Genomic DNA, 25,866 nt, shown 5'->3' with positions numbered 1-25,866 from the left:
TTATGCGCTCCGTTTGAAATATGATTGTGCGACTTTGAGGTAGATATTTTTTGCGCCAGTGAATTTTTCTTTTAATGTTAATTCAGCTGGATAGCGCTTGACTGCAAGGTTGGCGATCAGCTTAGGCAGGATCAATGATTCCATCTTGTTCAGGCAACGCACAAGACGGATTGCGCTGGATACATCGCCATCGGCAATCATACGGTCATTGGCAAATGCCTGGGCAGTACTCTCCTGAAACGAGAAAACCAGAAATGCATGGGTAAGATGCTTGAACGTGATGGTTAAATCAGGCTTGCCTTTATAGTTAGAGAGAAGCTCTAACTGTTTTTCTTCTGTTACTCGCGCAACAAATGCAGGTCCATTTGGAAAAACATTCATTGAAAGTATAAAGCCAACAGGAAACTTGGAAACTTCCTGTTGTACTTCATCGTCCACTTGGCTTGCCATTACTAAACCACGACCAACAACATCCATCATGAGTTTTACGTAGGCAAATTGCAAAGTGGGCTTCACTGCTTTGGTCGAAATCACTTGCGTATCCCTTGTTAAAATTATGCAAAAGCAAATTTAGAGTAATTACTCTAATTTATTTCTCTAAAATTGAAAAGTAGTTTATTCAGATTTGACTTCAGGGTCATGAAAGAAATTCGTATTTTTTAAATAGCAAACAAAATCATGACAGAGCTGCTCAAAGCTTGGGTAATCTTCAAGCAGGTCTTGCAAGCGTACCATTTCCAACCCTGCGTATCCACAAGGATTAATGGTTTGGAAGCCTGTCAGGTCACAGTCAACATTCAGGGCTAAACCGTGGTAGCTGCGTCCCCGACGGATTTTAAAACCAAGAGAACCAATCTTGCGCCCGTCCACATACACGCCAGGTGCATCAGGCTTTGCATAGGCCTGGATATTGTATTGTTGAAGCAGGTCAATCATGGCCTTTTCCGCAAAGTTGACCAAGGTGCGTACATGCCATTTCAGGCGGTTTAAATCAAACAGGAAGTAGGCGACCAGTTGTCCCTGTCCATGCCATGTCACTTGCCCTCCACGGTCTGTCTGAACGATGGGGAGGTTGCTCTGTACGAGTATATGTTCTGCCTTGCCTGCCTGTCCCTGAGTAAGGACATCCTGATGCTGTAATAGCCAAACCTCATCAGGTGTGCTTTCGTCGCGATTCGCCGTAAAGTCTTTCATGGCTTCAAAGCGCGAGCTGTAGTCTTGTAGGTCTTTGAAACAGCGGATAATTAAGGAGGGTTTACTAAGGCTCGTCACAATAAACTTCCTTTGAGGTTTTAGTTATAGAAATAATACCAACCTGTAAAATTAAATTAAAAAATTATTAGAAAAGGAAAACACAGTTTTCCCCTACAATTCAATCTGATATATGTGTAGGGACGAACTGTGTTCGTCTTCTTGGAAATGTAAAAATTTAATTTATTTATGAGGATTGGTATAACTAATTGATGTTTTCAGATTCTGGAGGAATAGACATATATTCATCAAAATTTTCAATATAATCATCCAGATTTTCTTCAAGCATTTTTCTATATTCGGCTAGAAAATATTGGATGGTTTCTTCTTTTGCTTGTTCTAACTCTGTACCTGTATTCCATCCACAGGCACTGATCCACGCATTAAAGCGTGAGGTAGCATAAAGCATGGAAGCACTGACTTTACCTTTACCAATTTGATCAGTGATTTGTTCATTGGATAATTGAATGTGCTGGTCAGCCCGCTCATAAAACTCATCATCAACGTGTTGCATTTTTATTTCCTTAAAAGAAAAATCCAAAACACTTTCGTATTTTGGATTTCTATTTACAGCGCTGTCTTGATTAAAGGACAGGCGGCAAGATCAGCATACAGGGCATGAACCTGTTCCAGTTCTTCAAAGCGCAGCTGAGCGGTTAAAGAGTGGTATTTTCCTGTACGTGATGGCTGTACCTTGACTGAGTCACCATCAAATTCAGGAAAGTGCTTTTGCAAAATATCTACAACAGCCACTCGAAGTTCATCCCCAGCATGACCAATCAACTTGATTGGATAGTCCATCGGGAAAACCCAAAGATGTTCTTGCAATTCGCGAGATGGAGTGCGGTCTACCATGAGTAACCTCTTAATTTGAAACGCCTGCATCAGTGCAGGCGCTTATGATCTAACTAAGTAAATGGGGATGAAGTGTTTAACTTCAAGCCCTGCACAAGAGCATGGCTTTGCTCTTGATACAGGATGTCCCTAGTCATTTTCAAGGAATGAACGTAGGTGCTCTGAACGAGAGGGGTGACGTAGTTTACGCAGTGCTTTCGCCTCAATCTGACGAATACGCTCACGCGTCACGTCAAACTGCTTGCCCACTTCCTCTAAGGTATGGTCGGTTGGCATATCAATACCAAAACGCATTTTCAACACTTTCGCTTCACGTTCAGTCAGGTTTTCAAGCACTTCACGGGTCGCTTCCTTTAAGCCTTCAGAGGTCGCAGCATCTACTGGAGAAGTGATGTTGGAATCCTCAATAAAGTCACCAAGATGTGAATCTTCATCATCACCGATCGGTGTTTCCATCGAAATCGGTTCTTTGGCGATTTTTAGCACCTTACGGACTTTAACCTCATCCATTTCCAGACGTTCGCCCAACTCTTCAGGGGTCGGCTCACGGCCCATTTCCTGAAGCAACTGGCGGGAAACACGATTGATCTTGTTAATGGTTTCAATCATGTGTACTGGAATACGAATGGTACGCGCCTGATCCGCAATCGAACGGGTAATCGCCTGACGAATCCACCAGGTTGCATAGGTTGAGAACTTGTAACCACGACGGTATTCAAACTTGTCCACCGCTTTCATCAAACCGATGTTGCCTTCCTGAATCAGGTCAAGGAACTGCAAGCCACGGTTGGTGTATTTCTTCGCAATCGAAATTACCAAACGTAGGTTGGCCTCAACCATCTCTTTTTTGGCACGGCGGGCTTTCGCCTCACCAACAGCCATACGTTTAGAAATATCCTTGATATCCTTAACGTTTAAATCCAGTTCTTTTTCAATGTCAGCAATCTTTTGCTGGAATGCCAACACATCTGGGCGTACTTTTTCCAGATGGCCCTTGATTTCAGCAGGTGCCTTGGCAATCTGCTCATCCAGCCAGGCTGGGTTTGATTCCTGTTCTGGGAAAGTCATACGGAACTGGTTGCGATCCATACGGCCACGACGTACCGCATAACGCATGATTTCACGTTCATTGGCACGGATTTGGTCATGGGTACCACGAATCATTTCTGAAATGATGTCAAACAGGCGAGGTGTAAATTTGAACATCATAAACACGGCAGCCAAAGACTCTAGTGCAGCTTTTGCCTCGTCACTATTGCGACCATGTTTTTCAATGACAGATTTGGTTTGGTTCCAGGCAGTTTCTAATTCCGAGAAACGAACTTTGGCCACTTCAGGGTCTGGACCTGAATCACCTTCAGAATCATCATCGCCCTCAGACTCTTCCTCTTCGTCATCATCATCAAGCTTGACTTCCTTGGTGGTAGAAGTCGCGTTTTCATCTTCCTCAAGCTCCGCTTCTTCTTCAAGAACTTCAGGAATATCCTCATCGGTTTCAGGGTCTAAATAGCCTGAAAGAATATCAGCAAGACGGCGCTCGCCAGTTAAAAAATCATTATATTCTTTTAAAACGACTTCCACTGCATTTGGCCAGTAAGCGATTGAGTGTAAAACGTCACGGATACCTTCCTCGATGCGTTTTGCAATGCTGATCTCGCCTTCACGCGTAAGAAGTTCAACCGTGCCCATTTCACGCATGTACATGCGTACAGGGTCTGTGGTACGGCCTGGTTCACTTTCAACCGATGCCAGTACGGCAGCAGCCTCTTCCTCGGCAACCTCATCGGCAGCCTCGGTAGATTCACCAAACATGGTGTCATCGGTTTCAGGCGCACGTTCATGCACAGGAATACCAACGTCCTGAAGCATCTGGATGATGTCTTCAATCTGCTCACTTTCCGTAATTGAGTCTGGTAGATGATCGTTAACCTCAGCGTAAGTTAAGTAACCTTGTTCTTTGCCTCGGCTAATCAGAGCCGCTACTTGCGAAGTAGGGGAATTCATATCGCTCATCTTTGCTTACTCTTTTGTTGAATCTGTGGCGGTGAAAAACCGTGCATGATAGCACAGTTCACGGGGAATGTTCTGGATTTGATCCGTTTACTTTAAATAAAAAATAGTATTGATTTCACGTCTGTTTCTTGAATATGGGGGTGTGTCATAATTTTTCAAGCAGTCCATCCTTTTTGCAGAACTTTTTTGATTGGTATTGTCCTGGGATTATAATTACACAAAAAAACCGCCGAAAAAAAGTACAAATCACCGATTTATAGCAAAAAAATAAAATAAACCTTGACATGTGTGTTTAAGACAGATAAATAGCGGCTAGACCCATTTATATTTTTCGTATAAGAGGTACTTCGTGTCTTCTACAGATTTTGAATTAGATGATGATAACTACGGCGATGATGATGTTGGTTTTGATGAATCATCAGGAAAAATCAGCGCCAAGGAATCATTGGAAAAACGCCGTTTGATTGATGATCTGTTGGCTCAGCGTCGTTTGGAACGAGAATTAAAAGATTTTGACTACGATTTCGACGATGATGACCTCGATGACGAAGACTAGGCAAAATTGCTGAGAATTTGCGTCTGAAAATGTTATGCTGTCGAAAATGTAATTTTAGAGCTGGATAAAAAATGAGTACCCTGGATTTAGACTTGTTAAGTAATTATCTTGACGGCGACCAAAACGAATATGGTTTAGATTTTGCGGCGACTCATGGCTTTTTGTGTGCTATCGCTGTTGGCCCAAAGTTTGACCGTTGGCTGGATGAGCTGTTCGAGAGCAATCAAAAGAAAGTTCCGAGTGAGATCATCGAACAGATTAAAGCTTGGCTGGAATCAATTCGTCAGGATTTGGCCAATGAAAATGGAATTGAGTTTCCATTTGAAATTGAAGAGGCTGATGTGGATTCGAGTTTAGGTGACTGGAGTGTCGGTTTCGTTGATGCCATGTTCCTGAACGAAGATGCTTGGTTTACGCCTGAATATGAAGAACAACTGGTTGATTTGACTTTGCCGATTATGGTGTTTAGTGGCATTGATGAAGAAGATCCACAAATGGAGTCTTTCCGCCGCAATGGTCAGTTGATGGATGAATTGGCCGAGGAAATTCCAGATAATTTAAATGAAATTTATCTCATGTACCATACACCAGCCTGATAATAGGTTTGAGGCGGCAATAATAGTTGCTCCGCCATGTATCGCGTGAAGTATTTAAACGTCCTTATGGACGTTTTTTTATTTGGTGATGGGGCATAACATTATTTTTCTAGCAACCAAATTTTTTCCTGTGCATTCACTTTGCCTTTGAGCAGTTCGTTTTGGCTATCGAGTAGCTGTATGGCGTATTCACTGGAATAATAGTCCTGAAGTTGTTGGGTGGAAATGGAAAAAGGCGGACCAGCCATCATGGATTGATCATACTCAAAGCTAATCAGTAATTGTGACGCATCACCACCAATCTGAATGAGATGCTGGACATATTGGCTTCGCATTTGTTCTGGTAGGGCGACTAAGGCTGCCCGATCATAAATCGCATCAATCTGCCCCAACTGCTCAATAGTCAATTCAAAAAAATCACCGACAAACAGGTCAATTTGTGGATGGTGAAAGTGGCTAAGATTTCCAGACTGCATTTCGGTAAAGGAAAGGCCAAGTGTTGAGATTAAGTCCTGAATGGCAATTGGACTCAGGTCAACTCCCACGACATGATAGCCCTGACCTAAAAGCCAATGTATGTCTAAACTTTTACCGCAGAGTGGGATAAAAATACGGCTATTGGGAGAAATGTTTAAGCAGCCCATATATTTAACCAGTAATGGGTGAGGCTGGCTGAGATGAAAGCCAATCTCATTTTTTTGCCATTTTTGATGCCAAAACTCATGCTGCATGGTTTTTCCTTAACTGACATGAATAAATAATAAAGGAGAATTTTTTGTCTTTTTATGATTTCTGTCCAAGTTTTTTAGCCACTTTCCAAATGATATAAAGTATGACAACTGCCAAAATAATATAGCCAACACGCTGCATAATTAAAGACATCAGGGCCTGGTTTTCACTGAAGTGATAGCCTAAAAATGCCAGGAATGTTGTCCAGATAATCGTTCCCAAGGCACTGTAAGTCATGAACTTGCCAAAAGGCATCTTGCTCATTCCTGCGGGGATACTAATCAGCGAGCGTACCGCTGGAATCATACGGCCAAAGAAAACGATTTTGTGCCCATGCTGGTTGAACCAGCCCAAGGCCTTTTCAAGGTCAGTAACCTTGATTCTAAGGAATTTGCCGTAATGTTCTATAAAACTGAATAAGCGCTGTTCAGGAATTTTACGGCCAATCCAATAAAGGATCATCGCGGCGATCAGTGAGCCTGCGCTTCCAGCAATGATAACGCCAATTAAGCTCAAATCCCCCTTAGAGGCGGTATAACCCGCAGAGGGCATAATAATTTCAGAAGGAATAGGAGGAAAAATGTTATCCAGAAACATCAAAAAAGCGATGCCTAAATATCCAAGCTTCTCCATGACTGACAAGACCCATTCTTCAAGTCCCATAATACCCTTATATAGTTCATTTGATTATTGTTTTTAGCATAGAATGGTTAATCATGATGCTCAATGGTCTAATCGTTACATCATTTTATTATTATCATAAAAAAGCCATAGTAGAACTATGGCTTTCAGGTTTTTTTAAATTTTATAGACGTTTACGTTTTGCTGCTGCAATTTGCGATTGACGCATACGGAAACCCTCTTTCTGTTTCTCTGTGGTTTTATCAATACAGAAAACACAGGAAACACCATGCTCATAGCTTGGCAATTCCGCTTCTTCTTTGGTTAAAGGCCAGCCGCATGCATGACACTTGATGTTCTCGCCTTCCTCAACCCCGTGTGTCACGGCAGTACGGCCATCAAATACAAAACATTCACCTTCCCAAAGGCTTTCCTCGGCAGATGTTTCTTCCAGATATTTAAGGATACCGCCTTTTAAGTGGTAAACCTCACTAAAGCCTTCCTGCAACAAGAGGGAAGTGGATTTTTCACAGCGGATACCACCTGTACAGAACATGGCAATTTTCTTATCTTTGTGCTGCTCAAGGTTTTGTTTTACATATTCAGGAAATTCACGGAATGTTTCCGTTTTAGGATCAATTGCGCCCTTGAATGTACCTGCCTTATATTCATAGTCGTTGCGGGTATCCACCAGAATCACGTCATCGCGGCTAATCAGCTCGTTCCATTCCTTTGGATCAAGATAATGACCAACCAGGTCACGTGGCTTAACCTCAACACCGAGGGTAACAATTTCATTCTTCAGTTTAATCTTCATCTTGCGGAATGGTTTTTCAGAGCTGGCAGACTCCTTATATTCCATTGCGGCAAAGCCTTCGTTTAACAGGAATTGATGAACCGTGTCAATTGCTGCACGGTCGCCAGCAACGGTACCATTAATTCCTTCAGAAGCGACAATCAGAGTTCCACATAAATTGATGCCATTCACTAAGTCCAGAAGACGTTTTTGCAGATCGGCTGCATCCGCAACTTCTTTAAATTGATATAGTGCCGCAACAACCCAATTATTGGTCGCTTGCTGTTCTACAGGTGCAAGCTGTTCTACAGTAGCGTTCATGGATAACTCCAAATGTATTAAGATAGGAAAAACAAGGCGCATATTTTAGCGTGAAATTTGAAAATAAGCGAGAAAACCATAAAATTAATATGGTTTTAGAGGAATAAGTTTTGAGTAATGATCGTCGAATCCCATCACTGACCCCATGCGCAGGGCGTTGTTCAACGGTATTTGGTGATCTGGTGTGTCGTGGATGCCGCCGTTTTAATCATGAAGTGATCCAGTGGAACACCTATACGCCTGAACAGCGGTTGGTGGTTTGGAAGCGTTTGGATGCACAACTGGACCAGATTCTGGTGCCATTGCTGCCCAATGCTAGTCTCCAGCATGTCGAGGGCTTTATCCATGGTAAGCACATTCGTATTCTGGAAAGCGCAAGTGCTGGACGTAAGCTGTATCATGCTTTAAAAGTCTGTGAGAAAAATAAGCATTTGGCACAGGAAAGTGGACTTGGAATTTCCCACACGCAGGTAAAGGTGGTTTGGGATGAGTTTGAACGACGTGTGTTGGCTTTAGCCAAGGCAAGCTATGAACTGGCCTGGCTGCGTGCCGATGGGATCAGTACAAACCTATTGCGTGCCCTAGAAGAGGATGAGCTTTAGGAAGTAATAAAAAAAGCTGCCATTTGGCAGCTTTTTCACATTAATTTCTTAAAAATTAACGTTTGATGTCACGTTGTTTTTCACCTGTATAAAGCTGGCGAGGACGGCCAATTTTATATGGGGAAGCGTGCATTTCCAACCAGTGGCTGATCCAGCCAACAGTACGGCCTAATGCAAAAATAACCGTAAACATATCAACAGGGATACCAATCGCCTTTAAGATGATACCTGAGTAGAAGTCCACGTTTGGATAAAGTTTACGTTCAATGAAGTATGGGTCGCTAAGCGCAATACGCTCAAGTTCCATTGCAAGCGCAAGTTGTGGATCATTGATACCCAATGCACCAAGCACTTCATCACAGGTTTCTTTCATTACTTTGGCACGTGGGTCAAAGTTTTTGTAAACACGGTGACCAAAGCCCATAAGCTTCGCTTCTTTGCGTTTTACTTTTTCCATAAATTCAGCAACGTTTTCAACGCTACCGATTTCAGCCAACATTTTCAGTACAGCTTCGTTTGCACCGCCGTGTGATGGTCCCCAAAGTGCAGAAATACCTGAAGAGATACATGCATATGGGTTTGCACCAGTAGAACCAGCAAGACGTACAGTAGATGTAGACGCATTTTGTTCGTGGTCAGCATGAAGCGTGAAGATACGATCCATTGCTTTAGACAAAATCGGATTAACTTTGTAGTCACGATCCGCAGGCGTAGCAAACATCATATGCAGGAAGTTTTCTGCATAGTTTAGGTCGTTACGTGGGTAAATGAATGGCTGTCCAATCGTGTACTTGTAGCTCCACGCCGCAAGCGTAGGAATTTTTGCGATAAGACGAATTGCAGTGATTTCACGGTGGTTGATATCTTCGATATCCAAACCATTGTGATAGAACGCAGACAACGCACCAACAACACCAACCATTATAGCCATTGGGTGAGCATCACGACGGAAACCATTGAAGAAACGGCTAACCTGATCGTGAACCATGGTGTGGTTGCGTACCTTAGCGTCAAATTCCGCCTTTTGTTCAGCATTTGGAAGCTCGCCATTTAACAGTAAATAGCAAGTTTCGAGGTAGTCTGCTTGAGTCGCTAATTGATCAATTGGATAACCACGGTGCAATAACACACCTTTGTCACCATCAATGAATGTGATCTTAGATTCGCAAGCAGCTGTCGCCATAAAACCAGGATCGAAAGTAAAATGACCCGATGCCAATACATCTTTAACGTCAATTACATCTGGGCCCAATGTGCCGCTGTAAATTGGTAATTCAATTTCTTTGCCATCAAGCTGTAATACGGCTTTTTTGCCAGTTGCTGCAGACATTCAATAGATCTCCTGTCCTGGTGAATGATTATCTGACTCGAAATCCTAATCTTGTCATGTGCGAATCAGACGGTGTCAAAATTTGCTATAAGATTAGTGGCTACTAAAATTTTGTCAATTATACTTAGGGATAAAAAATGACATTGCTACAGTCAATTAGTCATTCAGTATCAAAGAAAAAATTGAGTAAATTCACAGCATCGGTCGAGTATAATATGTCAAATCATGTTTCAGGTGCATAAAAAAAATGAAGCACCAGTACAATTGTAAGTAAATTTTTACTCTGGTGATATTTTGGTGCCTGTAAAATTAAGGGCTTAGCTCACCAAAACCCTATATATCTCATGGTCTCGCGTTAAATAATAGTTCAAAAAACAGTTTAAAGGCTGATATATAACGGCATAAGTGGTTCATTATGGTGCGATTGATTGATTAAAAATAAATCGATGTATTTATATGGATTAGGCCAGAATAATAGATTAGTGGTTAATTATATTTAATATATAAATGAGGGGTATTATTTATGACTATACTTAAAGCCGACTCATTTAATGGGGTTTTACTGAGAAAAACATATTTTTTTTGAAATAAATAATGGGGATTTTTTCCAGCTTGGAACTATTCATAAAAAAAAGTTTTGTATTTTTGTTTTTATAAAACAAATGGATAAAATAATTTGGCCAAAAATTTAATTTATCTGGGAAATATTGTGTATGTGAATGATTCTTATTTATTATTTTTTTCGACTAAAGCGAAAGCTGATTGTTTGTATTTTGATATTTCACGTTTTATAATTCGGTGTCGTTATAGGTTAGGCATGAGCTGTGCTTGCCTAACAATGCCAGCTTTCCTTTGAATTAATTCAAACAAACTCCAGTTGGAGTTTCTACTTACAGGATGCCCGCTGTGAAAAGCAACAGACCTGTCAATTTGTCCATGGGTCAAGTTTTAGCTGTAAACTTAAAATCACCCGTGGCTATTGCATCAATTCTGCACCGTTTATCAGGTGTGATCGTTTTCTTATTGGTCGCAGTTCTTTTATGGATTTTGGATAAATCTTTATCTTCACCAGAAGGATTTGACTACGTTAAAAATGTCGTTTTCGGAAATATCATTGTACGTTTCATCGTATGGGTATTTGTAGCTGGATTAATTTTCCACTTTATCGCAGGAATCAAGCACTTGCTTGCCGACCTCGGTTTTGCTGAAGAATTACAGAGCGGTCGCATCGCAGCTACAATCGCATTGATCTTGTCTGCGGTTGGTATTATCGCAGCCTTTGTATGGATTATGTTCTGATGAAAAGTGCTACAGGTTTAACAGGTTCAGGTTCTCGCGATTGGTATATCCAGCGTGTGAGTGCGGTTGTATTGGCTGCCTATACTGTTGTTCTGTTTGGCTGGATTCTCTGCAACAGCGGATTTGGCTATGAACAGTGGGCTGGCTTTATGCTGACTCTGCCAATGAAGATTTTTTCTTTATTGGCGGTGTTATCGCTGGTTGCACATGCCTGGATTGGTATGTGGCAAGTCTTTACTGATTATGTAACGACTCGTCAGATGGGTCCATCAGCTTCAGGTTTACGCCTTGTATTGACTTCTGCCGTCATTATTTCAGTGTTCGTGTACGCAATCTGGGGTATCCAGATTTTCTGGGCAAATTGATAGGAACAGATCATGGCAACCCCTAAAGAAAATTATTTAAATATTCAAACCCTCACTTTCGATGCAGTGATCGTAGGTGGTGGTGGTTCAGGTATGCGTGCTTCTTACCAACTTGCCCAAGCAGGTTTAAAAGTTGCGGTACTGACCAAGGTATTCCCAACACGCTCGCATACCGTTGCTGCCCAAGGTGGTATTGGTGCGTCGTTAGGTAATATGCAGGAAGATAACTGGCACTATCACTTTTACGACACCGTAAAAGGTGGTGACTGGTTAAGTGACCAGGATGCATGTGAATTCATGTGTCGTGAAGCCCCAAAAGTCGTGTATGAACTTGAACATCTTGGCATGCCGTTTGACCGTAATGAAGATGGTACGATCTATCAACGTCCATTCGGTGGTCACTCTGCAAACTATGGTGAAAAAGCAGTTCCACGTGCCTGTGCTGCTGCTGACCGTACGGGTCACGCATTGCTTCATACCTTGTATCAAAGCAATGTCAAAATGGGGACTGAGTTCTTCGTTGAATGGATTGCACTTGACTTGATCCGTAACGAAGAAGGTGATGTCCTCGGTGTGACTGCATACGATCAGGAAACGGGTAACATTGCAGTATTCCAGGCAAAAGCGACATTGTTTGCTACTGGTGGTGCGGGTCGTGTTTACCGTGCATCTACCAATGCCTATATCAACACGGGTGATGGTCTTGGTATGGCTGCCCGTGCAGGTATCCCATTACAGGATATGGAGTTCTGGCAATTCCACCCAACAGGTGTTGCGGGCGCAGGTGTATTGTTGACTGAAGGTTGTCGTGGTGAGGGTGGTATCCTTCGTAACAAAGACGGCGAACCGTTCATGGAACGTTATGCACCAACTTTAAAAGACTTGGCACCACGTGATTTCGTATCGCGTTCAATGGACCAGGAAATTAAGGAAGGGCGTGGTTGTGGTCCTAAAGCGGATCATATCCTGTTGGATATGACGCATTTGGGAGCTGATACAATTATGAAACGTCTGCCATCTGTATTTGAGATTGGCAAGAAGTTCGCAAACGTTGACTGTACCAAAGAACCAATTCCTGTTGTACCAACCATCCATTATCAAATGGGCGGTATTCCGACCAATATGCACGGTCAAGTGGTTGTGCCGCATGGTGTGGAAGAGGGTGAATTCTCTGCTCACTATGACAAGGACACCAAAGAATATACCTATAAAGGTACACGTGATTATGTAAAACCTGTGAAAGGGTTCTATGCAATTGGTGAGTGTTCTTGCGTATCTGTACATGGTGCAAACCGTTTAGGTACCAACTCATTGCTTGACCTTGTGGTATTTGGTAAAGCAGCGGGTGAGACGATCATTGATTATGTGACTAAACATCATGGCGATGATTATCAACCATTACCAAATGATGTGTTGGAAAAAACCTTGGCGCGTATCCGTAAGCTGGATGACTCAACTTCTGGTGAAAATGCTCAGGAAGTTGCAGACGCAATCCGTGACATCGTACAAGACCACGCAGGTGTATTCCGTACTCAGGCATTGCTTGATAAAGGTGTAAAAGAGATTCTTGCGATTGAGCCACGTGTTCGCAACATTCATTTGAAAGATAAGTCTAAAGTCTTTAACACTGCACGTGTTGAGGCATTGGAAGTTGAAAACTTGTATGAAGTTGCAAAAGCAACCTTAATCTCTGCTGCTGCACGTAAGGAATGTCGTGGTGCGCATACAGTGGTTGACTATGAGTTGGCACCTGATCACCCAACATATTCATACGGCCGCCGTGATGATGAGTGGATGAAGCATACTTTATGGTATTCATCAGACAACCGTCTTGAATATAAGCCAGTTCGTTTCAGCCCATTAACGGTTGAAGCAATCGAACCTAAGCCACGTACATTCTAATCGGGAGAACAAAGATGAGTAGAGGCACTCGTACATTCGAAATCTACCGCTACGATCCTGATAAGGATAAAGCGCCGTACATGCAAACGTTTAAACTTGAGTTAACCGACAAGCACCGTATGTTGCTTGATGCGTTGCTAGCGTTGAAAGTACAGGATGAGACATTAACGTTCCGCCGTTCATGCCGTGAGGGCATCTGTGGTTCTGATGGTGTCAACATCAATGGCAAAAATGGCTTGGCTTGTTTGTGGAACCTGAACGACTTGCCAGAGAAGATTGTGATCCGTCCTTTACCTGGCTTGCCAGTGGTAAAAGACTTGGTTGTAGACATGAACCAGTTCTATGACCAGTACAACAAGATTCAGCCATTCCTGATTAACAATCAGCCAGCGCCACCAAAAGAGCGTTTACAGTCTCAGGCAGAGCGTGAACATCTTGATGGTCTATATGAATGTATTCTTTGTGCATGTTGTTCAACTTCATGCCCATCATTCTGGTGGAACCCTGACAAGTTCCTTGGGCCATCTGCATTGTTAAATGCATACCGCTTTATCATTGACTCTCGTGATACCGCAACCCAGGAACGTTTGGCTCGTTTAGATGACCCATTCTCATTGTTCCGCTGTAAAGGCATCATGAACTGTGTATCTGTTTGCCCGAAAGGTTTAAACCCAACCAAGGCAATTGGTCACATTCGTAACATGCTGTTGGATCAAGCGGGCTAATCGCTTTTCTGACCAAAAAACGGAAGCTTCGAAAGAGGCTTCCGTTTTTTTATTTTGGATACGGCTGTTTATAAAGTTGGAAACATAGGGTTGGTAATATTTGTATGGTTATTAAATAACGTCCACCAGCTATATGAGGGATTCTTATAAAATTTACGATTAAGTCAAATAATAAAAATAAATATAAATCGGGTATTTGCTTTATTTTTAGGCACTCTGCGTGGTGTTTGTGCGAGATTTGTAGAGAATCTTTAACTTTGGTCGATATAAGTGCAATTTTTAGAAAAAGGGCGGTATATTAGAATATAATTGAATACGTGTATTTCGCTGGTTTATGAATGGTATGTGTCAAAAAAATCAATTCAAGCTTGATTACATGATAGGATTTCAGCCAGCAAACGAAAGCAAAAAATAAGCATATTCCTGACGTTATCTTTAGATAATATCCAGTGAATTTATGCAGTTTTCTTTGAGTAAAGTCAATTTAGAAAAGTTAAAAACTTATTTAATTTTTCTAAAATGATTTGCAAAAAATTGCTCGACTTTATCGAGTATGAGAATGAGTTATGTGCTTTGAATTGAAAGTGCATGACTCATTTGTTACATCAAAGGGAATACTCCTGATGTGTAGTAATAATGTCTCAAGGTTGGATGATCTTGGGTAGTAGTGTCTTGTTACCAATTTGACGCTATGAATCATGGGTGTGCTTAAAAGGCAACCTGTATTATTTTTTGCAATAGGAAATGGGTCCAAAAATGCAAGAAGTTGCTGACGCATTGCGTCTTGACACTGAACTTTCCGCTGATAGTGCAGCGTATATTGAAGAGCTTTACGAACAGTACCTAACGTCCCCAACCTCAGTGTCAGAGGACTGGCGTGAATATTTTGATAAATACCCTAAAGGTGATCAACCACATAGCAATGTGCGCGAGCAATTCCTCCTCTTAGGTCGTAATGCAAGCCGAGTTCAACCCGTCGTACAAAGCGCTGTTAGCACGGAACACGAGCGTCGCCAGATTGCTGTATTACAACTCATCGCCGCTTACCGCAACCGCGGTCATCAAAAAGCCAAACTTGATCCATTAGGTCTTGCGAAACGAGAAGAAGTTCCAGACCTGGATTTGTCTGCCCACGGTTTAACGAAGTCTGATTTAGATACGGTTTTCAATACGGGTAACCTTGCCATTGGTAAAGCGGAAGCGACATTGTCTGAAATGGTTGAGGCAATGGAGGCAACCTACTGTGGATCAATTGGTGCAGAGTATATGCACATTGTTGACACTAAGGAAAAACGCTGGATTCAGCAACGTTTAGAGGGTGCGCGCGGTAAATTCAACTTCAGCGCTGATCAGAAAAAAGGCTTTCTGGAGCGTTTAACGGCTGCTGAAGGTCTGGAAAAGTATCTGGGTAATAAATTTGTTGGCGCGAAGCGTTTTGGTGTTGAAGGCGGTGAGTCCTTTATTCCAATGGTCAACGAAATCATTCAGCGTGCAGGTAGTGTAGGCTGTAAAGAAGTTGTGATCGGGATGCCACACCGTGGTCGTCTTAACCTGCTTGTCAACATTATGGGTAAAAACCCTGCCGACCTTTTTGGTGAGTTTGAAGGCAAAAGCCTGCACAAAAAAGGTTCTGGCGATGTGAAGTATCATCAGGGCTTCTCTTCAAATGTGATGACATCTGGCGGTGAAGTGCATTTGGCACTGGCATTTAACCCATCGCACCTTGAGATTGTGGGACCTGTGGTTGAAGGTTCGGTGCGTGCGCGTCAGGTTCGCCGTAAGGATATCGGTGGTGATGATGTTTTACCATTGATTGTTCATGGTGATGCGGCGTTTGCAGGTCAGGGTGTGAACATGGAAACTTTCCAGATGTCGCAGACTCGTGGCTATACGGTTGGTGGTACTGTTCATATTATTGTGAACAACCAGGTTGGTTTTACCACTTCTGATCCACGTGATGCCCGTTCTACCGAATACTGTACTGATGTTGCAAAAATGATTCAGGCACCGATCTTCCATGTCAATGGGGATGATCCTGAAGCTGTAATTTTTGCGACTCAAATCGCCCATGACTTCCGTCATGAGTTCCGTAAAGATGTTGTAATTGATCTGTTCTGTTATCGCCGCCGTGGTCATAATGAAGCGGATGAACCATCCGCAACACAGCCATTGATGTATCAGATCATTAATAAAAAAGCCACCACGCGTACACTTTATGCTGATCAGTTGGTTCAACAGCAAATTCTTGATCGTGCAAGTGCGGACCGAATGGTTGAAGATTACCGCGCTGACCTTGAAGCGGGCAACCATGTGGCGAACGCGTTGGTGACTGAGCCGAACAAGAAAATGTTTGTTGATTGGTCTCCTTATCTGGGCCATGAATATACTGATATTTGGGATACCACAGTCAGTATTGACCGCTTAAAAGAGCTTGGCAGAATCATGAATACATTACCTGAAGGTTTTGTATTGCAGCGTCAGGTCCAGAAAGTGATTGATGACCGTTTGAAAATGCAAACAGGTGAAATGCCACTCAACTGGGGTGCTGCTGAGGTTCTAGCTTATGCAACCTTGCTGGATGATGGCTTCCTTGTGCGTATCACGGGTGAAGACGTGGGGCGTGGTACATTCTCACACCGTCATGCCAAACTGCATAATCAGGCGGATGGTTCGGTTTATATCCCACTTTGTCACATTAAGGAAAACCAGCCACGTACAGCGGTTTATGATTCTTTATTGTCAGAAGAGGCGGTGCTTGCATTTGAGTATGGTTACTCAACCACCTTGCCAAAAAGCCTGATTGTTTGGGAAGCCCAGTTTGGTGACTTCGCAAACTGTGCACAGGTTGTGATTGACCAGTTTATCGCTTCGGGTGAAACCAAGTGGGAACGTGTCTGTGGTCTTACCATGTTGTTGCCACACGGTTATGAAGGTCAGGGTCCAGAGCATTCATCTGCACGTTTGGAGCGTTTCCTACAGCTGTGTGCTGAAGACAACATGCAGGTGATGACACCGACAACTCCAGCGCAGATTTTCCATGCGTTACGCCGTCAGGCTGTTCGTCCTATCCGTAAGCCAATGATCGTAATGTCACCAAAGTCGTTATTACGTCATAAGCTTGCGACTTCAACTTTGGAAGAGTTGGCAAACGGTTCATTCCAGACCGTGATTGATGAAATTGATCAAGTCAACAAGACTGATGTGACCCGTCTGGTGCTGTGTGGTGGTAAGGTTTATTACGATTTACTCGAAAAACGTCGTGAGCTTGGTTTAAACCATATTGCGATTGTTCGTATCGAACAGTTGTATCCATATCCAGAACAGCGTTTAGCTGAAGTCATGGCTCAGTATCCAAACATCGAGGAACTTGTCTGGGCACAGGAAGAACCGAAGAATCAGGGCGCTTGGTTATTTATTGTTCCTCGTCTATATGAAGATGTTCTTAAATCTGGTAAACAAATTCGCATTAGCTATGCAGGTCGTGAAGCATCTGCCGCACCTGCCTGTGGCTCACCATACTTGCATGCAAAACAACAAGCTCAGCTCGTCAATGACGCACTGGCAATTGAAGCTGAACAATCAGGAGATTCTAAATAATGGCAACCGAAATTAAAGCACCGGTATTTCCAGAGTCAGTTGCTGACGGTACGATTGCAACCTGGCACAAGAAAGTAGGTGAACCTGTATCACGTGATGAAGTGATCTGTGACATTGAAACCGATAAAGTTGTTTTAGAAGTGGTTGCTCCAGCTGACGGTAGTTTAGTTGCAATCATCAAAAATGAAGGGGACACCGTTTTATCTGACGAAGTGATCGCACAGTTTGAAGCGGGTGCTGTTTCTGGTGCTGCCGATACTCAGGCAGTGCAAAGTGCAGCACCTGCTCAGGTAGAGCAAGCTGCCGCAAATACTCAAGCGGGTGCAGCGCCAGTTGTTCCCGTGCAGGATCAGGCTCCTGCTGTTCGTAAGGCATTGTCTGAAACAGGCATCAATGCCGCTGATGTACAGGGTACAGGTCGTGGTGGCCGCATCACCAAAGAAGATGTTGCAAGCCATCAGGCTAAACCAGCTGCATCAGTTCAGCCATTAAGCGTGGCGGTAGGCGAGCGTATCGAAAAACGTGTTCCAATGACACGTTTGCGTAAGCGTGTTGCTGAGCGTTTATTGGCGGCTACCCAGCAAACGGCGATGTTGACGACATTCAACGAAGTCAACATGAAGCCAATCATGGAAATGCGCAAGCAATATAAAGATGCTTTTGAAAAGCGTCATGGTGCGCGTTTAGGCTTTATGTCTTTCTTTGTTAAGGCTGCAACTGAAGCATTAAAACGCTACCCAGCGGTTAATGCATCGATTGATGGTGATGACATTGTTTATCACGGTTTCTACGACATTGGTGTAGCGGTTTCTTCTGACCGTGGTCTGGTTGTGCCAATTCTCCGTGATACTGACCGTATGAACTATGCCGAAGTTGAGAATGGCATTGCTGGTTATGCTGCGAAAGCGCGTGAAGGCAAGTTGTCAATTGAAGAAATGACTGGTGGTACATTCACCATTACCAATGGTGGTACGTTCGGTTCATTGCTTTCAACTCCTATTTTAAACCAGCCACAAACTGCGATTTTGGGTATGCATAAAATCCAGGAACGTCCTATGGCGGTGAATGGTCAAGTTGAAATCTTGCCAATGATGTATTTAGCACTTTCTTATGACCACCGTTTAATCGATGGTAAAGAAGCTGTCGGTTTCTTGGTGACGATCAAGGAATTGTTGGAAGAACCAGCTAAACTCATTCTTGACCTTTAATACTAGAAATATATCTCCCATATAAAGTGATCCTTTATATGGGACTTTGGAGATAAAAATGTCTCAACAGTTTGATCTTGTTGTTATTGGCGGTGGACCTGGTGGTTATGAGGCAGCGATCCGTGCTGCACAACTTGGTTTCAAAGTCGCTTGTATCGAAAAACGTATCCACAACGGTAAGCCATCTTTAGGTGGTACCTGTCTAAATGTGGGCTGTATCCCATCTAAAGCACTGCTTGACTCTTCCCACCGCTATGAAGCAACCGTTCACGAACTTGCTGAACATGGTATCACCACAGGTGAAGTTAAATTTGATCTAGACACTTTGTTGGCACGTAAAGACAAAGTTGTAGATCAATTGACTGGTGGTGTTGCTCAATTACTGAAAGGTAATGGCATCGAGTGGTTACAAGGTACTGGTAAATTACTTGCAGGTAAAAAAGTAGAATTCACACCATTTGAAGGTGAAGTACAGGTTTTAGAACCAAAGTATGTCATCCTTGCAACGGGTTCTGTACCTGTCAATATTCCTGTCGCTCCTGTTGATGAAGACTTAATTGTTGATTCGACTGGCGCGTTGAAATTCGCAGAAGTTCCTAAACGTCTTGGTGTGATCGGTGCAGGTGTGATCGGTCTAGAGCTTGGGTCAGTATGGCGCCGTCTTGGTTCAGAAGTTGTTGTGTTTGAAGCATTAGATGCTTTCTTACCAATGGCGGACAAAGCATTGGCGAAAGAATATCAAAAAATCTTGAAGAAACAAGGTTTGGATATCCGTATCGGTGCCAAAGTTTCTGGTGCTGAAACCAATGGTCGCGAAGTAACGGTTAAATATAACCAGGCTGGCGAAGACAAAGAACAGGTTTTTGACAAGTTAATCGTTTGTGTCGGCCGTAAAGCCTATGCAGAAGGTTTATTGGCAGAAGATTCAGGCATTAAACTGACTGAGCGTGGTTTGGTTGATGTTAATGATCAGTGCCAAACATCTGTTGAAGGTGTTTACGCGATTGGTGATTTGGTACGCGGTCCAATGCTTGCCCATAAAGCAATGGAAGAGGGCGTAATGGCGGTTGAGCGTATCCACGGTCATGCTGCTCAAGTGAACTATGACACCATCATCAGCGTTATTTACACGCATCCAGAAGCAGCTTGGGTGGGCTTAACTGAAGAGCAAGCCAAAGAAAAAGGCCATGAAGTGAAAGCAGGTCAATTCCCGTTTGCGGTGAATGGTCGTGCATTGGCGGCTGGTGATACGGCTGGTTTTGTGAAATTCGTTGCCGATGCAAAAACAGATCGTCTTTTAGGTATGCACGTTGTGGGTCCTAATGCGTCTGACATCGTACATCAAGGCATGATTGCACTTGAGTTTGTTTCTTCTGTGGAAGACCTGCAATTAATGACTTTTGGTCATCCAACATTCTCTGAAGTTGTACATGAAGCGGCGCTTTCTGTTGATGGTCGTGCAATCCACGCCATTCAACGTAAGCGTAAGTAAACAAAAAGTGTGGTTCGCCACACTTTTTTAAATGATGGTGATTGGCTTTATAAGGCAATCATTTACTCAATATGTAGCAGTTTGGTTTTAAGAATATTCAGGCTGTATCACAATAAACAACATAGTAGGTAACTAAATGAACTTACATGAGTATCAAGCTAAAGCGTTATTAAAAAAATATGGCATGCCAGTACAAGAAGGTATTTTGGCAACAAATGCAGATGAGGCAGTTGCTGCATTTGAACAGCTTGGTGGTAAATTCGCTGTAATGAAAGCGCAGGTTCATGCAGGTGGCCGTGGTAAGGCTGGCGGTGTTAAAGTTGCGAAATCTAAAGAAGATGTTATCGAATTTGCAAACAACATCATTGGTACTCGTCTTGTAACGTATCAAACAGATGCAAATGGCCAGCCAGTAAACAGCATTATCGTTGCTGAAGATGTTTACCCTGTTGAACGTGAGCTTTATCTGGGTGCGGTTGTAGACCGTTCTAGCCGTCGTATTACTTTCATGGCTTCTACCGAAGGTGGTGTAGAAATCGAGAAAGTTGCAGAAGAAACACCAGAAAAAATTATCAAGGTTGAAGTTGATCCACTCGTTGGCTTACAACCATTCCAGGCACGTGAAGTTGCGTTTGCTTTAGGTTTGAAAGACAAGCAAATCGGTCAATTTGTAAAAATCATGTCTGCTGCTTACCAGGCATTCGTAGAAAATGATTTTGCATTATTTGAAATCAATCCACTTTCAGTTCGTGAAAATGGCGAGATTTTATGTGTAGATGCGAAAGTCGGTATCGACTCTAATGCGCTTTACCGTTTACCAGAAGTTGCTGCTTTACGTGACAAATCGCAAGAGAATGAGCGTGAATTAAAAGCATCTGAATTTGACCTTAACTATGTTGCTTTAGAAGGTAACATCGGTTGTATGGTGAACGGTGCTGGCCTTGCAATGGCAACCATGGATATCATCAAACTTTATGGTGGTCAGCCTGCAAACTTCCTTGACGTTGGTGGCGGTGCAACCAAAGAACGCGTAATCGAAGCGTTCAAAATCATCCTTGCTGATACGTCTGTACAAGGTGTTTTAATTAACATCTTCGGTGGTATCGTACGTTGTGACATGATTGCTGAAGCGATTATTGCAGCGGTTCAGGAAGTAAACGTAACTGTACCAGTTGTTGTTCGTTTAGAAGGGAACAACGCTGAGTTAGGTGCGAAATTACTTGATGAATCTGGTTTGAAATTAATTTCTGCGAATGGTTTATCTGATGCCGCAGAAAAAGTTGTAGCTGCAGTTAAGGCGTAAGGGGAGTATCAATCATGAGCGTATTAATTAATAAAGACACTAAAGTATTGGTACAGGGTTTTACTGGTAAAAACGGTACTTTCCACTCTGCACAAGCTTTGGATTACGGTACAAAAGTTGTGGGGGGTGTGACTCCAGGGAAAGGTGGTACAACTCACCTTGACTTGCCAGTATTTAACACTATGAAAGATGCTGTACGTGAAACAAATGCTGATGCATCTGTCATCTATGTACCAGCGCCATTTGTTTTAGACTCTATCGTTGAAGCGGTTGATTCAGGTGTTGGCCTAATCGTTGTGATCACTGAAGGTGTTCCAACCATCGACATGCTAAAAGCAAAACGCTACTTGGAAACGAATGGTAACGGTACTCGTTTAGTTGGTCCTAACTGTCCAGGCGTGATCACTCCAGGTGAATGTAAGATCGGTATTATGCCTGGTCACATCCACCAACCAGGTCGTATTGGTATCATCTCACGTTCAGGTACATTGACTTACGAAGCTGTTGCTCAAACAACCAAGCTTGGTTTAGGTCAGTCTACTTGTATCGGTATTGGTGGTGATCCAATCCCAGGTATGAACCAGATCGAAGCGCTTCAATTGTTCCAGGATGATCCAGACACTGATGCAATCATCATGATCGGTGAGATTGGTGGTACAGCAGAAGAAGAAGCTGCTGAATTCATCAAATCTAACGTGACTAAACCTGTTGTAGGTTACATCGCGGGTGTAACTGCGCCTAAAGGTAAGCGTATGGGTCACGCGGGTGCGATCATTTCTGGTGGTAAAGGTACTGCTGAAGAGAAATTCGCTGCATTTGAACGCGCGGGAATGGCGTATACGCGTAGCCCTGCGGAGCTTGGTTCAACCATGCTACAAGTTTTAAAAGAGAAAGGTTTGGCGTAATACGTTAGATTTTAATCTTTAAAAAACCCCAATGGAGTCATTGGGGTTTTTATTGGGAATACTATTGGTGTACCCAAATTCCCGAACGTTGAACAAAGTAAGTATAGTATCTTTCAGTCTCAAAATTATATACTGTTGCTGTATAAGGGGCTCCTCCGTTTTCTGGATCAAATGATGAATTATCATCCCAAGGCTTACCAATTAAACGCATTCCTTTTGCTGAGTCAGCATCCTGATATTTCAATACATTAATAGCCCATCCCCAATTAAAATTATAATTATCATAATCTTCCATATCAGACGTGATATGATAATTCTGTTGATACCAAGCTATATTAGCTAGAGCTTCTTTATTATTTGCTTCCTTAAACTGATATAAAGGTTGTACTCTTGCAATACTAAACAATATTCCATCATTATTTACTATCATTTCATATTGTTGTAGTTGGTCGATTCTTTTCCAATGTGGTTGTGAGTAAGGTTCATATTGATTTGATACATTATTATATTCATCTAAGATGCCTATCCCTACCACCCAGATTGGATGATTTGGAGTAACTAATAGATTATATGTGTCATTTTCATATTTATCTAATTGGACAATTTTTACTATTTTATTATTAATATCTCTTCCATAAAACTTATCCGCCTGTAATAACCATAAGGGTTGTTTATTATGTTGAAAGGTTGATACGACAGGTGTGTAACCAATTTCCCCTTCATTTGATTCAGGTTTAGATAACACCATATCCCCAACTTTAATCTCTTGAATTGGAATTAAGCCTTGTTCTGTATGAACGAGCGTCCCTGCACAAAAGCCATGTGTACTCATTTTTATTCCTTATTTTGTATAAAAAAAGAGCCTTATGGCTAAGACTCTTTTTAGATCAACAACACTTACTCCGCTTTTGGTTTCAACCCTTGAGTTAAACCATTAATATCACCACCTTGTAAACCAAGTTCATTCATTAAGCTATCAATTAACGGGGCTTGTGAACGGTAGCGTAGGGCGCTATTCACAACCTGATCAGACAAAGAGGTTTGGGTATTTTCAACTGTTTCACCTGATACAGAACCACCTGCAAAACCATTTAAACCATTCACCTGTAAAATCTTGATGTCATCAATATTTTCCATTGGTTTAACGCTTTCACGAATGATTTCAGGTAAGTGTTTGAGCAATGCCAAACGAATTTGCATTTCCACCTGTTCAGCAGAAAGGGTATTGGCCGCCTCATTCACTGCACGGGCACCCTCTGCATCGACTTGATATTGTTTCTCCAACGCCTGAGCAAGCAGGATTTTGGCATCCGCTTCACCTTTGGCTTTTAAACGTACTTTTTCAGCCTCGGCTTCTGCACCAATTCGTATTGCCTCAGCTTCATCAGCAGCCGCTTTTTTACCTGCATCGGCAGCAACGGTAATGGCAATTGCTTCTTTTTCAGCGGTTTGTTTAGCAGCAACCAGTTCCACCGCTTTTTGACGTTCCGCACGTTGTGTTTCACGCACAGTCACAACTTCTTCCTCGGCTTTTACTGCTTCGGCACGGGCTTTATCTGCTTGGGCTTTGGCTTCTGATTCAGCGCGGGACTTTTCTGCAATCGCAATGGCACGATCCTGCTCTGCAAGTTCAATGGTTTTCTTCTGCTCAACCTGAGCTTTTTGAATGAGCTGAGCTTTCTGGATGTTTTCATTTTCAACATCACGTGCGGAAGCAATCCGTTTCAGTTCAACTTCACGTTCAGCAGCAATACGGGCTTCTTCTGCTTCACGTTTTTTAGCCGCTTCCTGCGCTGCAATTTCAGCACTTTGTTCAGCTTTACGAATTGAAATTTCACGTTCCTGTTGTAGCTTGGCATATTCCTCTTCACGAGAAATTTGTAGTCTTGCCTGTTCAGCTTGCAGATTCTTCGCACGAATCGCCAAGTCAGCATCCTGTTCAATGTCGTTACGTTTTTTACGGCGGTCTTCAATGGTTTCGGTCAGCTTGGTTAAACCTTCCGCATCAAAGGCATTTTGTGGGTTAAAGAATTTAAAGCTGGTTTGATCTAAACCAGTCAATGACACCGTTTCAAGTTCCAGACCATTTTTAGACAAATCTTCTGACACGACCTGTTGAACTTTTTGCACAAAGTCCACACGCTTTTCATGTAGTTCTTCCATTGCCATTTCAGCGGCAACGGCACGTAGGGAGTCAACAAACTTACCTTCAACCAAGTCTTTCAACTCTTGGGGTGACATGGTTTTACGACCCAGCGTTTGTGCCGCAGTTGCAATGGATTCACCTGTTGGTTTTACCCGAACATAGAATTCAGCCATGACATCCACCCGCATACGATCACGGGTAATCAGCGCCTGGTCAGCAGCACGTTTGACTTCCAGACGCAAGGTGTTCATGTTTACAGGAATAATTTCATGCAATACAGGCAGAACAATTGCCCCGCCATTTAAAATCACTTTCTCCCCACCAAAACCCGTACGTACAAAAGACACTTCCTTGCTGGAACGTGTGTACAGGCGAGCAATAATAATCCCTATAAAAATCAGTGCCGCAAAAATAACACCTGTAATAATTAAAATTTCAGTCAATGCTGAATTAAACATTTAAATGCCCTCGTATCATCAATATAAAAATTAAATCGAAATTGCCTGAAAACCAATCTTGGTTCTCTGCGTCAAAATAACCTCTTGTCCTTGCTGAAAAACAATGTCGAGTTCTGGCTCAACCAAAACATAATGGGTTTGACCAAATTGGTCTTTCACTTTGGCCTGTGCAGGGGAGTTGGGTTTGGCATCCCCTAAAATGATTTGGGCTGTCCTGCCAATCAAGTCTTCACTATAAATAACCGTGGTTTCATCTTTGGGAATAATCCTGGCGATGAGTGCAGCACTGATACGCACCACAGGCATACACAGAAACACACAGGCAGGTGCAATAATCCATGCAGACAGGTAATGTTCGGTTAGGTGGAAGAAGATATCCTGAATGATCAGGCCCGTTAGTGCATATACAGTTAAGAAAATAATGAGCCAGATCAGTAAGGGAACCTTGCCTAAATACAGCCATTCCAATAACTGGGTAAAGAGATTCTCTGGATGATCCACTCCGACATCGGCATGGTCTACATCGGTGAGGCTATCTGGTAAAAACTGTTCGAGAAAACTTGAGCTACCCCCAAACAGCAGCAAGATGAATTCAAGTACGCCAATAAACAGGCATAGCATTAACGAAATGCTAAAAACAATATTTGAAGGATGTGTTAATAAATCCCATATCATCACTATTACTCTTATTTCTTGTGGAGATAATTAATAAAATTTTTATAAAAATAAATCAGTTATAAGAGTAAATGTAATGAGTATTAAATTCAACCTAAATTCATGCCAATTCAGCCTTATT

At 42.6% G+C, this 25,866-nt stretch carries 24 protein-coding genes; 12 read left to right on the top strand and 12 right to left on the bottom strand.

Features of this window, described 5'->3' with window-relative positions; genetic code table 11:
- The 5 genes from QLH32_RS06795 to rpoD form a co-directional block, all read right to left on the bottom strand.
- Positions 1–534 carry a hypothetical protein gene (locus QLH32_RS06795; protein ID WP_279959422.1) on the bottom strand — a complete coding sequence of 178 codons (534 nt, stop codon included), beginning with the start codon at positions 532–534 and terminating at the stop codon, positions 1–3.
- 81 nt (positions 535–615) lie between these two features.
- Positions 616–1,272 carry a lipoyl(octanoyl) transferase LipB gene (gene lipB / locus QLH32_RS06790; protein ID WP_283268796.1) on the bottom strand — a complete coding sequence of 219 codons (657 nt, stop codon included), beginning with the start codon at positions 1,270–1,272 and terminating at the stop codon, positions 616–618.
- 184 nt (positions 1,273–1,456) lie between these two features.
- Positions 1,457–1,765 carry a DUF3144 domain-containing protein gene (locus tag QLH32_RS06785; RefSeq protein ID WP_283268795.1) on the bottom strand — a complete coding sequence of 103 codons (309 nt, stop codon included), beginning with the start codon at positions 1,763–1,765 and terminating at the stop codon, positions 1,457–1,459.
- A 53-nt stretch (positions 1,766–1,818) separates the two neighbouring features.
- Entirely contained in the window at positions 1,819–2,106 is a 288-nt protein-coding gene (locus tag QLH32_RS06780) for a YbeD family protein (RefSeq protein ID WP_267982239.1), read from the bottom strand.
- Positions 2,107–2,235: 129 nt separating this feature from the next.
- Entirely contained in the window at positions 2,236–4,119 is a 1,884-nt protein-coding gene (rpoD, locus tag QLH32_RS06775) for an RNA polymerase sigma factor RpoD (protein ID WP_267982238.1), read from the bottom strand.
- Positions 4,120–4,468: 349 nt separating this feature from the next.
- Here rpoD and QLH32_RS06770 point away from each other — a divergent pair, with 349 nt between their 5' ends.
- Together QLH32_RS06770 and QLH32_RS06765 are read left to right on the top strand one after the other, a co-directional pair.
- Complete coding sequence (locus QLH32_RS06770; protein WP_004908399.1) at positions 4,469–4,675, top strand: PA3496 family putative envelope integrity protein; 207 nt, start codon at positions 4,469–4,471, stop codon at positions 4,673–4,675.
- 71 nt (positions 4,676–4,746) lie between these two features.
- Positions 4,747–5,271: a YecA/YgfB family protein gene (locus tag QLH32_RS06765; RefSeq protein WP_004674944.1), complete on the top strand. Its 525-nt coding sequence runs from the start codon at positions 4,747–4,749 to the stop codon at positions 5,269–5,271.
- Positions 5,272–5,372: 101 nt separating this feature from the next.
- Here QLH32_RS06765 and tmpT read toward each other — a convergent pair whose 3' ends face one another.
- From tmpT to trhO, 3 genes are all read right to left on the bottom strand, one after another.
- Positions 5,373–6,002 (bottom strand): thiopurine S-methyltransferase, encoded by a 630-nt coding sequence (tmpT, locus tag QLH32_RS06760; RefSeq protein ID WP_283268792.1) that lies wholly within the window; start codon positions 6,000–6,002, stop codon positions 5,373–5,375.
- 52 nt (positions 6,003–6,054) lie between these two features.
- Positions 6,055–6,663, bottom strand: a complete 609-nt coding sequence (locus QLH32_RS06755; protein ID WP_283268791.1) for a DedA family protein — start codon at positions 6,661–6,663, stop codon at positions 6,055–6,057.
- A 142-nt stretch (positions 6,664–6,805) separates the two neighbouring features.
- Entirely contained in the window at positions 6,806–7,738 is a 933-nt protein-coding gene (trhO, locus tag QLH32_RS06750; RefSeq protein ID WP_283268790.1) for an oxygen-dependent tRNA uridine(34) hydroxylase TrhO, read from the bottom strand.
- A 110-nt stretch (positions 7,739–7,848) separates the two neighbouring features.
- Between trhO and QLH32_RS06745 the strand changes: the two genes are divergently transcribed.
- The gene (locus QLH32_RS06745) at positions 7,849–8,340 is read left to right on the top strand and encodes a DUF1289 domain-containing protein (protein WP_283268788.1); all 492 of its coding nucleotides are present in this window, start codon (positions 7,849–7,851) and stop codon (positions 8,338–8,340) included.
- Between the two features lie 55 nt (positions 8,341–8,395).
- Here QLH32_RS06745 and gltA read toward each other — a convergent pair whose 3' ends face one another.
- Positions 8,396–9,670 (bottom strand): citrate synthase, encoded by a 1,275-nt coding sequence (gene gltA, locus QLH32_RS06740; protein WP_004674939.1) that lies wholly within the window; start codon positions 9,668–9,670, stop codon positions 8,396–8,398.
- Positions 9,671–10,567: 897 nt separating this feature from the next.
- Between gltA and sdhC the strand changes: the two genes are divergently transcribed.
- The 9 genes from sdhC to sucD all read left to right on the top strand — a co-directional run bounded on the left by sdhC (position 10,568) and on the right by sucD (position 22,466).
- Complete coding sequence (gene sdhC, locus QLH32_RS06735; RefSeq protein ID WP_004681507.1) at positions 10,568–10,969, top strand: succinate dehydrogenase, cytochrome b556 subunit; 402 nt, start codon at positions 10,568–10,570, stop codon at positions 10,967–10,969.
- Positions 10,969–11,334, top strand: a complete 366-nt coding sequence (gene sdhD, locus QLH32_RS06730; RefSeq protein ID WP_004652198.1) for a succinate dehydrogenase, hydrophobic membrane anchor protein — start codon at positions 10,969–10,971, stop codon at positions 11,332–11,334. The genes sdhC and sdhD overlap by 1 nt, the downstream gene beginning before the upstream one ends.
- 12 nt (positions 11,335–11,346) lie before the next feature.
- Positions 11,347–13,236, top strand: coding sequence for a succinate dehydrogenase flavoprotein subunit (gene sdhA, locus QLH32_RS06725; protein ID WP_267982232.1), 1,890 nt, complete (start codon positions 11,347–11,349; stop codon positions 13,234–13,236).
- A 14-nt stretch (positions 13,237–13,250) separates the two neighbouring features.
- On the top strand, positions 13,251–13,961 hold the full coding sequence (locus QLH32_RS06720) for a succinate dehydrogenase iron-sulfur subunit (protein WP_004755939.1): 711 nt from the start codon (positions 13,251–13,253) through the stop codon (positions 13,959–13,961).
- A 756-nt stretch (positions 13,962–14,717) separates the two neighbouring features.
- Positions 14,718–17,558 (top strand): 2-oxoglutarate dehydrogenase E1 component, encoded by a 2,841-nt coding sequence (locus QLH32_RS06710; protein ID WP_283268782.1) that lies wholly within the window; start codon positions 14,718–14,720, stop codon positions 17,556–17,558.
- On the top strand, positions 17,558–18,766 hold the full coding sequence (gene odhB / locus QLH32_RS06705) for a 2-oxoglutarate dehydrogenase complex dihydrolipoyllysine-residue succinyltransferase (RefSeq protein WP_283268780.1): 1,209 nt from the start codon (positions 17,558–17,560) through the stop codon (positions 18,764–18,766). Before QLH32_RS06710 ends, odhB begins: the two co-directional genes overlap by 1 nt.
- A 58-nt stretch (positions 18,767–18,824) precedes the next feature.
- Positions 18,825–20,258 carry a dihydrolipoyl dehydrogenase gene (lpdA, locus tag QLH32_RS06700; protein WP_279959431.1) on the top strand — a complete coding sequence of 478 codons (1,434 nt, stop codon included), beginning with the start codon at positions 18,825–18,827 and terminating at the stop codon, positions 20,256–20,258.
- Between the two features lie 136 nt (positions 20,259–20,394).
- Complete coding sequence (gene sucC / locus QLH32_RS06695; RefSeq protein WP_004674927.1) at positions 20,395–21,561, top strand: ADP-forming succinate--CoA ligase subunit beta; 1,167 nt, start codon at positions 20,395–20,397, stop codon at positions 21,559–21,561.
- 14 nt (positions 21,562–21,575) lie between these two features.
- Entirely contained in the window at positions 21,576–22,466 is an 891-nt protein-coding gene (sucD, locus tag QLH32_RS06690) for a succinate--CoA ligase subunit alpha (protein ID WP_283268778.1), read from the top strand.
- A 61-nt stretch (positions 22,467–22,527) separates the two neighbouring features.
- Here the strand turns inward: sucD and QLH32_RS06685 are convergent, their stop codons facing one another.
- The 3 genes from QLH32_RS06685 to QLH32_RS06675 all read right to left on the bottom strand — a co-directional run bounded on the left by QLH32_RS06685 (position 22,528) and on the right by QLH32_RS06675 (position 25,745).
- A complete protein-coding gene (locus QLH32_RS06685) occupies positions 22,528–23,298 on the bottom strand; it encodes a Hint domain-containing protein (protein WP_283268776.1) in 771 nt (256 codons plus the stop codon).
- A gap of 65 nt (positions 23,299–23,363) precedes the next feature.
- Positions 23,364–25,070 carry a flotillin family protein gene (locus tag QLH32_RS06680; RefSeq protein ID WP_267982227.1) on the bottom strand — a complete coding sequence of 569 codons (1,707 nt, stop codon included), beginning with the start codon at positions 25,068–25,070 and terminating at the stop codon, positions 23,364–23,366.
- A gap of 30 nt (positions 25,071–25,100) precedes the next feature.
- Positions 25,101–25,745 carry a YqiJ family protein gene (locus QLH32_RS06675; protein ID WP_267982226.1) on the bottom strand — a complete coding sequence of 215 codons (645 nt, stop codon included), beginning with the start codon at positions 25,743–25,745 and terminating at the stop codon, positions 25,101–25,103.
- Positions 25,746–25,866 lie beyond the last annotated feature (121 nt).

This window comes from Acinetobacter corruptisaponis (assembly GCF_030053775.1).
GTDB lineage: Bacteria > Pseudomonadota > Gammaproteobacteria > Pseudomonadales > Moraxellaceae > Acinetobacter > Acinetobacter corruptisaponis.
The sequence above is the reverse complement of the archived record's forward strand: the minus strand, read 5'-3'. Positions and strand labels throughout refer to the sequence as shown.

Bases quoted from the DNA above. Each gene is read 5' to 3' on its own strand.
- tmpT (WP_283268792.1), bottom strand. From the start codon at position 6,002: ATGCAGCATGAGTTTTGGCATCAAAAATGGCAAAAAAATGAGATTGGC.
- QLH32_RS06755 (WP_283268791.1), bottom strand. From the start codon at position 6,663: ATGGGACTTGAAGAATGGGTCTTGTCAGTCATGGAGAAGCTTGGATAT.
- trhO (WP_283268790.1), bottom strand. From the start codon at position 7,738: ATGAACGCTACTGTAGAACAGCTTGCACCTGTAGAACAGCAAGCGACC.
- QLH32_RS06720 (WP_004755939.1), top strand. From the start codon at position 13,251: ATGAGTAGAGGCACTCGTACATTCGAAATCTACCGCTACGATCCTGAT.
- sdhC (WP_004681507.1), top strand. From the start codon at position 10,568: ATGCCCGCTGTGAAAAGCAACAGACCTGTCAATTTGTCCATGGGTCAA.
- QLH32_RS06680 (WP_267982227.1), bottom strand. From the start codon at position 25,070: ATGTTTAATTCAGCATTGACTGAAATTTTAATTATTACAGGTGTTATT.
- sucC (WP_004674927.1), top strand. From the start codon at position 20,395: ATGAACTTACATGAGTATCAAGCTAAAGCGTTATTAAAAAAATATGGC.
- odhB (WP_283268780.1), top strand. From the start codon at position 17,558: ATGGCAACCGAAATTAAAGCACCGGTATTTCCAGAGTCAGTTGCTGAC.
- QLH32_RS06710 (WP_283268782.1), top strand. From the start codon at position 14,718: ATGCAAGAAGTTGCTGACGCATTGCGTCTTGACACTGAACTTTCCGCT.
- QLH32_RS06780 (WP_267982239.1), bottom strand. From the start codon at position 2,106: ATGGTAGACCGCACTCCATCTCGCGAATTGCAAGAACATCTTTGGGTT.
- sdhA (WP_267982232.1), top strand. From the start codon at position 11,347: ATGGCAACCCCTAAAGAAAATTATTTAAATATTCAAACCCTCACTTTC.
- sdhD (WP_004652198.1), top strand. From the start codon at position 10,969: ATGAAAAGTGCTACAGGTTTAACAGGTTCAGGTTCTCGCGATTGGTAT.
- QLH32_RS06765 (WP_004674944.1), top strand. From the start codon at position 4,747: ATGAGTACCCTGGATTTAGACTTGTTAAGTAATTATCTTGACGGCGAC.
- gltA (WP_004674939.1), bottom strand. From the start codon at position 9,670: ATGTCTGCAGCAACTGGCAAAAAAGCCGTATTACAGCTTGATGGCAAA.
- QLH32_RS06685 (WP_283268776.1), bottom strand. From the start codon at position 23,298: ATGAGTACACATGGCTTTTGTGCAGGGACGCTCGTTCATACAGAACAA.
- sucD (WP_283268778.1), top strand. From the start codon at position 21,576: ATGAGCGTATTAATTAATAAAGACACTAAAGTATTGGTACAGGGTTTT.
- rpoD (WP_267982238.1), bottom strand. From the start codon at position 4,119: ATGAGCGATATGAATTCCCCTACTTCGCAAGTAGCGGCTCTGATTAGC.
- lpdA (WP_279959431.1), top strand. From the start codon at position 18,825: ATGTCTCAACAGTTTGATCTTGTTGTTATTGGCGGTGGACCTGGTGGT.
- QLH32_RS06785 (WP_283268795.1), bottom strand. From the start codon at position 1,765: ATGCAACACGTTGATGATGAGTTTTATGAGCGGGCTGACCAGCACATT.
- QLH32_RS06675 (WP_267982226.1), bottom strand. From the start codon at position 25,745: ATGATATGGGATTTATTAACACATCCTTCAAATATTGTTTTTAGCATT.